16 protein-coding genes and 1 pseudogene are annotated in these 11157 nt (G+C 40.6%); 15 read left to right on the top strand and 2 right to left on the bottom strand.

Annotated features, from left to right (window positions below; genetic code table 11):
• Nucleotides 1-131: 131 nt before the first annotated feature.
• The 6 genes from GXP65_RS23990 (at nucleotide 132) to GXP65_RS24020 (ending at nucleotide 3624) form a co-directional block, all read left to right on the top strand.
• A complete protein-coding gene (locus GXP65_RS23990; protein WP_162093885.1) occupies nucleotides 132-902 on the top strand; it encodes a hypothetical protein in 771 nt (256 codons plus the stop codon).
• A gap of 111 nt (nucleotides 903-1013) precedes the next feature.
• Nucleotides 1014-1364 carry a hypothetical protein gene (locus GXP65_RS23995; RefSeq protein WP_162093886.1) on the top strand — a complete coding sequence of 117 codons (351 nt, stop codon included), beginning with the start codon at nucleotides 1014-1016 and terminating at the stop codon, nucleotides 1362-1364.
• A gap of 179 nt (nucleotides 1365-1543) precedes the next feature.
• On the top strand, nucleotides 1544-1819 hold the full coding sequence (locus tag GXP65_RS24000) for a hypothetical protein (RefSeq protein ID WP_029831959.1): 276 nt from the start codon (nucleotides 1544-1546) through the stop codon (nucleotides 1817-1819).
• Nucleotides 1820-1973: 154 nt separating this feature from the next.
• Nucleotides 1974-2366: a DUF4019 domain-containing protein gene (locus tag GXP65_RS24010; protein ID WP_162093887.1), complete on the top strand. Its 393-nt coding sequence runs from the start codon at nucleotides 1974-1976 to the stop codon at nucleotides 2364-2366.
• 174 nt (nucleotides 2367-2540) lie between these two features.
• Complete coding sequence (locus GXP65_RS24015; RefSeq protein WP_162093888.1) at nucleotides 2541-2954, top strand: RDD family protein; 414 nt, start codon at nucleotides 2541-2543, stop codon at nucleotides 2952-2954.
• Between the two features lie 145 nt (nucleotides 2955-3099).
• Nucleotides 3100-3624, top strand: coding sequence for a hypothetical protein (locus GXP65_RS24020; protein ID WP_162093883.1), 525 nt, complete (start codon nucleotides 3100-3102; stop codon nucleotides 3622-3624).
• A gap of 206 nt (nucleotides 3625-3830) precedes the next feature.
• Here the strand turns inward: GXP65_RS24020 and GXP65_RS25335 are convergent, their stop codons facing one another.
• Nucleotides 3831-4133, bottom strand: coding sequence for a hypothetical protein (locus GXP65_RS25335; RefSeq protein WP_065771571.1), 303 nt, complete (start codon nucleotides 4131-4133; stop codon nucleotides 3831-3833).
• Nucleotides 4134-4381: 248 nt separating this feature from the next.
• Between GXP65_RS25335 and GXP65_RS24030 the strand changes: the two genes are divergently transcribed.
• Together GXP65_RS24030 and GXP65_RS24035 are read left to right on the top strand one after the other, a co-directional pair.
• Nucleotides 4382-4903, top strand: a complete 522-nt coding sequence (locus GXP65_RS24030; RefSeq protein WP_050910326.1) for a GNAT family N-acetyltransferase — start codon at nucleotides 4382-4384, stop codon at nucleotides 4901-4903.
• Nucleotides 4904-5023: 120 nt separating this feature from the next.
• The gene (locus GXP65_RS24035) at nucleotides 5024-5365 is read left to right on the top strand and encodes a ribonuclease E inhibitor RraB (protein ID WP_162093889.1); all 342 of its coding nucleotides are present in this window, start codon (nucleotides 5024-5026) and stop codon (nucleotides 5363-5365) included.
• A gap of 163 nt (nucleotides 5366-5528) precedes the next feature.
• Here the strand turns inward: GXP65_RS24035 and GXP65_RS24040 are convergent, their stop codons facing one another.
• Nucleotides 5529-5759, bottom strand: a complete 231-nt coding sequence (locus tag GXP65_RS24040) for a DUF2188 domain-containing protein (RefSeq protein WP_029856998.1) — start codon at nucleotides 5757-5759, stop codon at nucleotides 5529-5531.
• 246 nt (nucleotides 5760-6005) lie between these two features.
• On the opposite strand from GXP65_RS24040, the gene GXP65_RS24050 reads away from it, so the two are divergent.
• From GXP65_RS24050 to def, 7 genes and pseudogenes are all read left to right on the top strand, one after another.
• Entirely contained in the window at nucleotides 6006-6413 is a 408-nt protein-coding gene (locus GXP65_RS24050) for a hypothetical protein (RefSeq protein WP_074191355.1), read from the top strand.
• 145 nt (nucleotides 6414-6558) lie between these two features.
• Nucleotides 6559-7395, top strand: coding sequence for a DUF2971 domain-containing protein (locus GXP65_RS24055; protein ID WP_069648525.1), 837 nt, complete (start codon nucleotides 6559-6561; stop codon nucleotides 7393-7395).
• Between the two features lie 140 nt (nucleotides 7396-7535).
• Entirely contained in the window at nucleotides 7536-8360 is an 825-nt protein-coding gene (locus GXP65_RS24060; RefSeq protein ID WP_205455627.1) for a hypothetical protein, read from the top strand.
• A 22-nt stretch (nucleotides 8361-8382) separates the two neighbouring features.
• Nucleotides 8383-8485 (top strand): annotated as a pseudogene (locus tag GXP65_RS24070) (DUF3265 domain-containing protein).
• 28 nt (nucleotides 8486-8513) lie between these two features.
• On the top strand, nucleotides 8514-8852 hold the full coding sequence (locus GXP65_RS24075) for a hypothetical protein (RefSeq protein ID WP_152816208.1): 339 nt from the start codon (nucleotides 8514-8516) through the stop codon (nucleotides 8850-8852).
• Between the two features lie 704 nt (nucleotides 8853-9556).
• Nucleotides 9557-10318: a hypothetical protein gene (locus GXP65_RS24090; protein ID WP_123768141.1), complete on the top strand. Its 762-nt coding sequence runs from the start codon at nucleotides 9557-9559 to the stop codon at nucleotides 10316-10318.
• A gap of 156 nt (nucleotides 10319-10474) precedes the next feature.
• Nucleotides 10475-10978: a peptide deformylase gene (gene def / locus GXP65_RS24100; RefSeq protein ID WP_162093892.1), complete on the top strand. Its 504-nt coding sequence runs from the start codon at nucleotides 10475-10477 to the stop codon at nucleotides 10976-10978.
• The last annotated feature ends 179 nt before the right edge of the window (nucleotides 10979-11157 follow it).

Below are 11157 nucleotides of genomic sequence, written 5' to 3' on the forward strand. Positions count from 1 at the left end.
AGAGGGATTCGCAACGCGTGGCATTTTCACTATGCGTTGGTTTTAGTGTTTAAGGCGGTATGCGGTGGCTTCGGTATTGCGTTGCTCACCCCTTAACAGGGCGTTATAAATCAAAAGGAAGATTAGTCTAAATGTGGAATCCATTCTCTATATTAAGCTTTTTGTATACAGTTGCTAAAGATGCTCCTGACCCAATAAATGTTCAATTTGAAGAGCCTTCACCAAATCTTTTACCTAAAGAACTTAGAAAGAAGGCAAAGGTGGACGGTTTTCATATTTCCCAGCTGTGGATAGAAAATCTTTCTAAACGAGTCCTAGAAAATGTACGGGTTAATTTAACTTCGCCTCTTGAGTTTGCTCCCATTGTTAGAACTAATAAACGTCATGGCGAGGTGGATTTCACTTATGATGAAAGTAAAATGGAGTTGCTTATTACAAGGTTAGATCCTTCAGAATCGCTAAAGTTATCTTTTTTCCCTGAATCAGAAAGACTTCACGAGTTTTACGAGCCTCAAATCATAATAGATGGTCAAGAGCTTAGTTCTCTCATGGTTCAACTTGGCTTATATAAAAAGTATCCATCTTTACTGTCTACTTATCTTTTTTCAATTTTTGTTGTGATCTCGTCTGTTTGTGCAGTTGGCTTTACTACATACTTAACCATAAGGGACAATCCAATATTATTCCCTAACTCTGAATATACAGTTCTTCGAGAAGCGCAGGAAAGACTGTCAAAGTATGGTTGTCCACTTGTTGCTGAAGAAAATACTAAAGAGTTAAGAAACAAGCTAAAATCTGGTCCTCCATATCATATTCCAACAATTTTGGAGACAAATGGAGTTGAATCTGAAAGAGAGCTTTGGAATAAAGAAACGATTGCATATATAGAGTGCGAAAATTGATTTATAACAAGCATTTAAGAGTGATTCGCAACGCTTGGCAGTTTCGCTTCGCTCAAGTATAGCCAAGCGCCGCTCACACCTTAATGCGGCGTTATGCTCTAGGAGGTAATTTTGCTCGATTTATTCAAGAAAGTGGTTCTAATTAACCTCTCAGCGACTCTTGTTGTTATCGCTCTAGCCCAGTTTGTTCCATTCTTTGCTACTACTCAGTTGGTCGATTTTCTTTTCTTTGTTGTCATCGTCATATGGGTTTTGGCGAAGCTAATGTGGGAAGGTGGAGTTCATAGTAAGACGACTCGGTTAGATGACCCTAGAACAGACAAAGTCTACAAAATGGTAGAAGGGCATAATTTCGAAAAAGACGAACGCGAGCACTATCGAATGAACTACCAGACAGGTTTAGTTTTCTTTATAGCAGGTCTGCCAGCGTTTATAGCTTGTCTAGTCCTTCAATTTCTTTGAGTACGAGCATAACAAACAATTTAAGAGTGATTCAGCACGCTTGGCATTTTTGGTTTGGTTTGAGTTCAGTGTTTACGGGGGTCAAATTAAGTATAGTGGTAGCGTGCTTCACACCTTAATTGGGCGTTATAACACTAGGGGAAAAGCTAGGAAGTTAGTTGGTAATAAGAGGTTTAAATATGAATAAGAATCTTGTGAAAATCGTAGTTAAAGAAGGTGCAGTAGAGGATCACTCTGGCGATTGGTATGGTGACACTATTGGGCTTTCGTACAATTCAAAAGGCGAAGCGTACCTGAACAAAGAACAGATTCAGTACTTTAATATTGACGAGGACAAGCAGGCAATTGAGATATTCTTTCCTATGGTAAGTGAAACCCTAGCGTTTCGAGTTTATCTAGCTTTCCCCAACCGTGGTGGTGAGTTTCAAAGGATCAAGCGTGAACTTTTAGCATAGTGTTATAACAATCTGTTTAAGAGTGATTCGCAACGCTTGGCATTTTTGCTATGCGTTGCGTTTAGTGTTTAAGGTGGTATGCGGTGGCTTTGGTATTGCGTTGCTCACACCTTAACAGGGCGTTAGCTTACAACGAAGAAAAGGTTGATTCTGTATGCTTAGAAAATTCATTCTAGCTCTGTCTTTAGTTCCTACATTGTTATTTGCACAAACTAAGACTATCGATATTACGGCTTCCGATTGGCTTAGCTTAATAGACAATCAACACTACAGTGAAAGTTGGGATAGTGCTGGTGGTTTGTTTCGTTCACAAATATCAAAAGATGAGTGGGCTGAAGCTGTAGGTGCTGTGCGTACAAAGCTCGGAAATCTTGAATCACGTAGTGTAGTAACGACAGAATCGATGAAATCTTTGCCGAATATACCTGACGGCGAGTACGTTGTAGTTCAATATCAAACGGTATTTTCAGGGAAGAAGTCGACAGAAACCTTAACACTTTCTAAAAACAAAACTGGTTGGGTTGTTATTGGTTATTTCATCAACTAGTTCGGCCATAAGCTAACAATAAATTTAAGAGTGATTCACAACGCTTGGCGCTCTCACTTCAAGTAAGTTTAGTGTTTATGGCACAATGCGTTAAGTAAGGTGTCAGCGTTGTTCACACCTTAATTTGGCGTTAGCAAATTTATTCGACATCTAACTCACATGGAGGAAAAGTAAGTGGAAACAGATAGAGGTTCGATTATCGAATCGCATAGACTGGCAAGTCCGGGGCTTCGGTATTTAGGGCAAATCATTGATGGTGCAATAAGTGCCGCAATATTCATTTTCTTTCTTTGGCTCGGTACATTAATTGGTTTATCTCAGGACTCATCTGGCTTAATTGCCTTTTCTGCCGCTGCTTTTTACTTCCTACTTTCTGATGGTTTCGCAAAAGGTCAAAGCCTCGGTAAGAAGCTACTAGGTATCTCAGTTATAGATTCAGTTACAGGAAAAAGTTGTAGTTTCCCTCAGTCATTTTTCCGCAATGCTTTGACACCAATAATCGGCATGATTGACGCGATCTTTATTCTGGGTAAAAGAAGACAGAGATTAGGTGACAAACTGGCGAAAACGATCGTTGTAGTAAATTAGCTAACAAACAATTTAAGAGTGATTCAGCACGCTTGGCATTTTCGGTTTGAATTAGTTTCAGTGATTACGGTGTTCAAATTGAGTATCGTGGTAGCGTGCTTCACACCTTAATTGGGCGTTATGATTTTCAGGAGAATTGATATCAATGTTGGGTCTTATTCCCTCTAAAAAACAATGGAAAGCATGGTCGTTACCAAGCAAACTCACAGCTGTTGGTACATTGGTTGGTGTCCTTTCGTTTTGCTTTTATGTGTTTGAAAAGGGTTATTCATTTGCCGAAAATAGCAGTGTATTTTCAGCTTCCAATGACGTGTTGGTAGAGGTTGAACTTAACAACCAAACAAAAGAGTTATTGTCATTGTATGGAAGAGGTGAAGTTTTTTATTGGTATCCTAACAGTGCTCAATATACGTCATCTGCATTTGAGATAGTACAGGGTGATAATGTAGGGGCTAATTTAAGTATCGCTCCTGATACGAAAGTTCGTACAGAAGTCAGGTTGCTACCAAAAGATGTAGCATCAGAGTTTCTTGCTCAAGGACATATGACGTTAAGTTTAATGTTTAAAGGTTCGGGCGGTTATGCTCACATGAGTAGTCCAGTTGGCTTCTCTGAAGCTAGTATTTCTGGTGGTTATATCGAAGTAATCTTCGGTGAAGAAAAATCATAACAAACAATTTAAGAGTGATTCAGCACGCTCGGCGATTTTGGTCTGGGTTGGGTTTCGTGTTTACGGTGTTCCAGTTGGGAGTCGTGGCTGCGTGCTTCACACCTTAATTGGGCGTTAGTCGCCAGAAAAAGCTAGCAATCAATATCATGTTTCTGAGCTTAGAATTTAGCAGCTGTTTGCTTGGTACACCGATTAATCGTAGATCATCAGAGCTTAGTTCTAGCCGTTTTAAGTCCAAAGTTTTGTACCTGTCCTAGCGGTTGTTTTGTTCTTTGGTGCTTACAGAGTAGGGCAATCGAGAGTCTATTTTTGGTTGCAACTCCGCTCGGTGAGTTTGTCGGTACAAAAGCCGATTTACTCGCTGAAATGACGTTTTCTCTGGTGTTGTAAATTCCACGTGGTTTCAGTGACTTCGTTGAAAGTCCGCACTGTGAGATTAGCTTTTCAAAAGCGCCTTTTGGTGTTGTCAGTTCGTTTTCTGCGGCGTTGTTTGTTCCAAGTGGTTTCATTGAGTAGCCGCTTTGAAACTACGCCTGACTTAAATGCATCAAAGCACATAAAGTTTGTTGTTCGCAAAGTTTAGTTCGGCTTAAAATTGTCGCTCGGTGCCTCGCGACTAACAAACTGCTCAAGAGGGATTCGCAACGCGTGGCATTTTTACTATGCGTTGAATTTAGTGATTAAGGTGGTTTGCGGTAGCATTGGTATTGCGTTGCTCACCCCTTAGCAGGGCGTTAGCCCTTTTCGAGGAAATGATATGGAAATCGTACAAGAAATTGATGTTTCAGAATTGCATCATAAGGCAATCGAAGCATTAAGAAACCAAGCTTTTCCAGACAGCCAAGTAAGTCGTTCTTACTTTAAGCAGTTACCTCATATGCGTGCCCTTCATTTTCAAGGTGAACAGTTGGTTGGCTATCTTGGACTGGATTATCGCGTTGTTAGCGTCGGTGGGGAAATACATAAGGTTCTGGGCGTAATCGACTTCTGTGTTGATGAACGTTATCGAGGGCAAGGTATTGGCTCTTTCATGTTGTCAGAAGTATCGGCATTTGCCGAAACTAAAGACGTTGATTTCATAATCCTCATATCTGAGTTACATGATTTCTACTCATCAAATGGCTTTAACAAAGTTCAGTGTATGCAGTCTTGGTTAAGGCTTCACGAGCACACCAACTTTGGAGTTGCTGTAGAGCATATTGATGAACTGTATGTGAAACCACTCAGGGATAAGCAGTGGGGTGTTGGACATTTTGATTGGCTAGGTTATATGTACTAGTCAACCACAGGACTAACAAAGCATTTAAGAGTGATTCGCAACGCTTGGCGTTTTCGCTTCGCTCAAGTATAGCCAAGCGTCGCTCACACCTTAATGCGGCGTTAGTAGTTAGAGGTAGTTATGTCGATTGTAAATAAAATCATCGAGTCAGCAGAAAGCGATGTTGATGTGCTAAGAAGGCTTGATGCAGAGGGAGATAACTTTTCATTATTCAGAGAAGTTGATTTTCACTTTAAGTGCCCTGATTCTCATACGGCCGATGTCGTTGCTGGGTTTATCAATGACTTTCAGTTTGGAGTAGCGAAACATGTAGTTCATGATGGACTTCATTATGTTGATGTAAAAATAACAATGCCAGTAAATCAAAATATAATCTCTTGTGTATCTGGTTTTATGGTCTGTGTAGCCGAACTGTACAAGGTTGAATTTGATGGTTGGGGATGCGTGGCTACAAACTACTAACAAGCAATTTAAGAGGGATTCACAACGCTTGGCACTTTTGCTTCTACTTCAAATTTAGTGTTTATGGCACAATGCTTTAGGTTTGGGTGGAAGCGTTGTTCACCCCTTAATTGGGCGTTAGGCATCAAGGGAGCCTGATATTAGCTCCCCCTTGTTTGCGAATTTATCCTTTGGTGTTCTTCGGATCATTTCCGTAACTGTGTTTAGCTCGGATTTTACCGTTATCACCACGATGAATTGAAACTTCAGATTGAGCTTTTTGCGCTAACTCTCTAGTTCTTTCAAAAACTTCTTTTTGAGTTGAACCCGTTACGCTGGCACGGCTCGCATCTTCGCGTTTTCCTTTCCATGTTCCATCGCTATCTTGGTATACGTTGTAGTCGTCTTTAGACATAAATTACCTCATAATGAATAAGTACTAAGTTGGATCACCATGTGCTCTAAGCACGTCTATTACATGGGTATCTATACAGTGTTATTCAAGGGTAGAGTCAAAAAAATGCCTAACAAACTGTTCAAGAGGGATTCGCAATGCGTGGCATTTTCACTATGCGTTGGTTTTAGTGTTTAAGGTGGTATGCGGCGGCTTTGGTATTGCATTGCTCACCCCTTAACAGAGCGTTATAACTCAGGAGGAAGAGTGGAAAATTTCCCGATAGAAAAGCTCAAATTTACAAGTGCAAAGATTTCTGGTGTCGATGGCGACGTTTCACTTGAAATAGGAATAGAGCCGTTTGAACTTAGTCTAGACGGTTATTCTGAGAAAATAGAAACTGTAATTAGCCTAAACGGTATTAATTTACCTACAGAGCTTAATGAACTTACTGGTAGAACATTTACTTTCCCTGTAAACCCAGATGACGGGTATATTGATGGGTCAGTTTACTTCTTTGCTGCTCATAGTCCTGTTGATATAACTGAAATTAAATTTGGCGAATCGACAAATGGAAAGTTACCTATGACACTTGAATCATCATGGGTACTGGAATTTGAGCTAACAGGGTTTAAAAACTTACATACAGCAATCCACACGTATCTGAAGTTATAACAAGGCGTTTAAGGCGGATTCACAACGCGTGGTATTCTCAGTTCAAATTGAGTTTTGTGTTTACGGTGCAATGGTTTAGGTTAGGTTGTTAGCGTTGTTCACCACTTAACGCGGCGTTAACTGTATTGGATTCAGTGGTAGAAATATGATTTTGTATAAGTATGTAGGCTTCCAAGCTGCAATCTCTATGATTGAGTCTTCGACACTAGGTTTTAGCCGAGTATTGGATCTTAATGACCCATTTGAATGTACCTCAATTTGCGCACCAGACAATCATGGTATGACAGACAATCTCGTTGTTAATGCTATCAAAGAGCATCTATCTCCAAGGTTCGGTGTATTGTCATTGACTAGGCAACCTCTGAACTCTTTGATGTGGTCTCATTATGGCCAATCACATACAGGTGTTGTGATTGGTATTGACTGCGAAAAAGCAGGGTTACTAAATTCTGAAACGTCTTCAATACCTGCCAATTTCGGTGACGTAATCTACTCAGCTACTAAGCCGTCACATGCCGTGAATATGGAAATTTCCGATAATTTTTGGGTTGATAATCCCGCACTGTCTTACTTTGAGCCTCACTCTTACAATTTGCTATCACGTGCGTTCTTACATAAGTCATTAGAGTGGGGTTATGAGGAAGAAGTGAGAGTTGTCAAAAATATTACCGACGATCGTGGAAACTGTGTAAGCAAGCGAAGACCTGCGCAGTTTACAAACAGCTCAGGAAATTGGAATCAAATATTTATCGAAAGTGAGGGGCGCACAATTCCCTGTTTAAGTATTCCCAAAGAATCCTTTGTTAAAGTTTACATCGGACGTCATGCTTATAAGCAGGTATCACACTTCAAGAACTTCACACAAAATGAATTTCAAGGTGTTCTGCAAGGTTGGGCTGATCAAGGTATTGAGGTGTTTGGCTGCAAACCCGATGTGAACTCATGGAAACTGGAAGCCCATCGTTTAGAACAATACAGTTAACAAGCAATTTAAGAGGGATTCACAACGCTTGGCATTTTTGCTTCTACTTCAAATTTAGTGTTTATGGCACAATGCTTTAGGTGTGGGTGGCGACGTTGTTCACCCCTTAATTGGGCGTTATATCAATTTACAGGTAATTAATGAGTAAAGTTAAGATTAAGTTGATTTCAATTGGGCATTTACCTTTGGAATTTAACATCAAAAGTGTTGGTAAATTCAAATCGTCTCAGTTTGAGATTCACGGCGAAATAGAAAGGCTAGCTTTGCGATGTGACTCTGATGGGATGTCATGGGAGTTTTCAGATGACATCGTAAGGAAGCAGTTGCCAGAACTAGGCGATGCTGACTTTATGATTGCCATTGTTAACGGACCTCTCGAGGATAACTGGTATTCACGTCGATTGGGCGGCAATAAAGTTGCTTTCACGTTTCATGAAATCAAAGGTATTTTGCAATGGGCAAATATACCTCTTGAGAACGTGATATATAGAATGCTCAATGCGTACACTTTGGCGTATAAGAGAGCTGGTAATCGAATCCCCAATTTTGAGGAAATGACAGACTTTACCCACGATGAAACTCGGGGATGCTTGTTTGATATGAATGGGCTTAAGTTAGATTTAGTCGCTTCATGTCATAAGCCAGTAATTTGTTCTGAGTGCCAAGAAAGACTGCGTCGTGATCGAGTACCAGAAAACGTAATTAAAGCTGTAGAAAAAGATATCAAAAAAATTAGGAAAGACCTTTACTATCGTATTCTTGATAGAGTTAAAAGGCATCCGATATTCGCACTATTTTTATCTAGCTTGTTTGCGTTGTTTTTGGGAATAACTGGTTCTATTGCTGGTTCTTACGCTTACGAGTATATAAAATACCCTGCTGAACCTGCTGAACCTGCTGAACCTGCTGAACCTGCTGAACCTGCTGAACCTGCTGAACTAAAGCAAAGCAGCGAAAAAGTTTAGTGGTAGCAATTGATATAACAAACTGTTTAAGAGTGATTCGCAACGCGTGGCATTTTTACTATGCGTTGGTTTTAGTGTTTAAGGTGGTATGCGGTAGCTTCGGTATTGCGTTGCTCACACCTTAACAGGGCGTTAGGCGACTAGGAGTTAATATTGGCTAAGGTAACTAGAATCCAAGCGGGACAATACTCGGTGGATGATGGGCGTTTTATTGTAAAACAAGGTTCAGGCTGGCTTGTACTTACTGCAAACGGTTCTCATGATTTTGGTCCTGTACCTACACTCGCATCTGCGAAACAGTATGTTGAGTCGGGAACCACACCGTTGGGGCAGCACAATTTGTCCACGAAACATGGCAGAAGACAAAGTAAAAAAGAGTTCAATTCATATTTGGCGTCTGAAGCTAAAAATGGAAACCCGATGCCCGCAATTTTGTGGTTTATTGTTCTTTTCATAGTCTGCGGTGTTGCATTCGCTGTTCGAGGTCATTAGATAGCCAAAAGTCGTCGCCTAACAAATTGTTCAAGAGTGATTCGGCACGCGTGGCATTTTTATTATGCGTTGGTTTCAGTGGTTAAGGTGTTATGCGGCGGCTTTGGTATTGCGTGCCTCACACCTTAACAAGGCGTTAGTACGGGTTTGACATTAAAGGTCACAAGTCCTGGTGTTTATCTGTTTTGGCGCTCGCCTTTACACCTTTCAGTTTGTACGTCTCACGTTCTTTCCGGTGGCACTATATGTGGAGTGTTCGCTTTGATTTGATCGTTTACGGTTTCTAACTCTTAGCCTATTCCTTTGGCGCTTCTTCACTTTCGCTGTGCTTTCCAAGTGAATCTTGTCTTCCTTTAGGGCTGCTGTCGGAGTACGAGGATTGAATCCTTTTCTAATTTGAAGTGAGTGAAAGAAGGGGAGTTCAGTGTGTTTTTCTTCTAGCCAACTTTCCTCCCTTAATCGGGGTAAAGTTTTGTAGCTGCCCGTCTCACTTCAGCGTTCAAAGACTTTCATATCATCTCAGTTTTCAATATCTTGGAGCGCATAAATAGAAGTGGCGCATGTACTAACAAATTGCTTAAGAGTGATTCGTAACGCGTGGCATTTTGACTATGCGGTGGCTTATGTGATTAAGGCGCTGTGCGGTAGCCTTTGTGTTGCGTTACTCACACCTTAGCAAGGCGTTAAGTTACTCGGAGATTTTCATGAAGAATACTGGTTGTTGTAAGCTGTGCGACCAAGAGTCTATATTGCAGAAATCACATATTATCCCGCGCTCTATTATTAAAGATCTTAAAGCGGGTGATTCTCAATTGTACACTTATTCCCAAAGCCACCCTCCTGTGTATAGCAATGCTGATCCTAAAGAACTGCTACTGTGCCGAAAATGCGAGCAGTTACTTAGCAGCCGTTACGAGAAGTACGGCACTGAGCTACTTAAAAAACATAAAGAGGTTATAAGGCACAGTACTCACATTGAGTTCACTAAGTTCAAATATCAAAAATGGTATCTGTACTATTTGAGTATAATTTGGAGAGCTTCGGTTTCGACACTTCCGGAATTCGAGCATATCGAACTTGGTGGTTTCAATGATGTTCTAAAAAACTGTATACGGAAAAATCGATTAGCAGTATCTGATGGCATAGATATCGACGAGTTCATTACTATCACGATGTTTCGTGTTATAGACAAATCGCAAAAAATAGAAGATCAGGCATTAAAAAATTTAATGCTTGGCTTAACATCGCCTCCAGAGAAAGACAACGATGATCATTTGTTCTTTTTTATGTACGGTGGGTTTTTAGTTCAATATCGGTTTACTTCACTTTACTTACATGTAAAAAAGAAGACAAAACTAACTAAATCAGATATGTCCCGACGGCAACATAAGTTCGTAAGACTGTTAGATATAACGGAGTCTAGATTTTTATGCGAAGAACTGAATTGGTTGGTAGAAAATGTTTAGCCCGTAACTTAACAAACTGTTTAAGAGTGATTCGCAACGCGTGGCATTTTTACTATGCGTTGTGTTTAGTGGTTAAGGTGTTTTGCGGAAGCATCGGCATTGCGTTGCTCACACCTTAACAGGGCGTTATGAGCTTCCAAGAATTAGAAGGAAAATATGGCAGTTTTAGAAATTCTAACTGCACCTGACCCAAGGCTTAAGGTCAAAGCGGAAAAGGTGCAAGATCTCTCAACGGTACAAACATTAATAGACGATATGTTGGAAACGTTATATACGACTGACAATGGTATTGGCTTGGCGTCGACTCAAGTTGGTCGTAAAGAAGCAGTTGTAATTATCGACCTTTCAGAAAGTCGAGATGAACCGTTAATTTTGGTGAACCCTGAAGTGGTTAGTGGCTCGGATAAAGCGTTGGGTCAAGAAGGCTGTTTATCAGTTCCTGATTACTATGCAGATGTAGAGCGTTTTACTTCAGTTGTTGTGTCTGCTTTAGATCGCGAAGGTAAGCCAATTACCATCGAAAGTGATGAGTTTCTAGCCATCGTAATGCAGCACGAAATAGATCATTTATCGGGTAACTTGTTTATCGACTATCTTTCACCACTTAAGCGTCAAATGGCTATGAAAAAGGTTAAAAAGTACGTCAAAGCGCACTCTTAACCCCGCTCATAACAAGCAATTTAAGAGGGATTCACAACGCTTGGCACTTTTGCTTCTACTTCAAATTTGGCGGCTACGGTACAATGCGTTAGGTTGGGTGGTGGCGTTGTTCACCCCTTAATTGGGCGTTAGTTTGCAAGAGGAAAAACTCAGCTATATCGCAAGATCTAGTGGTAAAA

Origin of the sequence: Vibrio sp. LB10LO1 (genome assembly GCF_010092875.1) — a bacterium.
Classification (GTDB): Bacteria; Pseudomonadota; Gammaproteobacteria; order Enterobacterales; family Vibrionaceae; genus Vibrio; species Vibrio campbellii.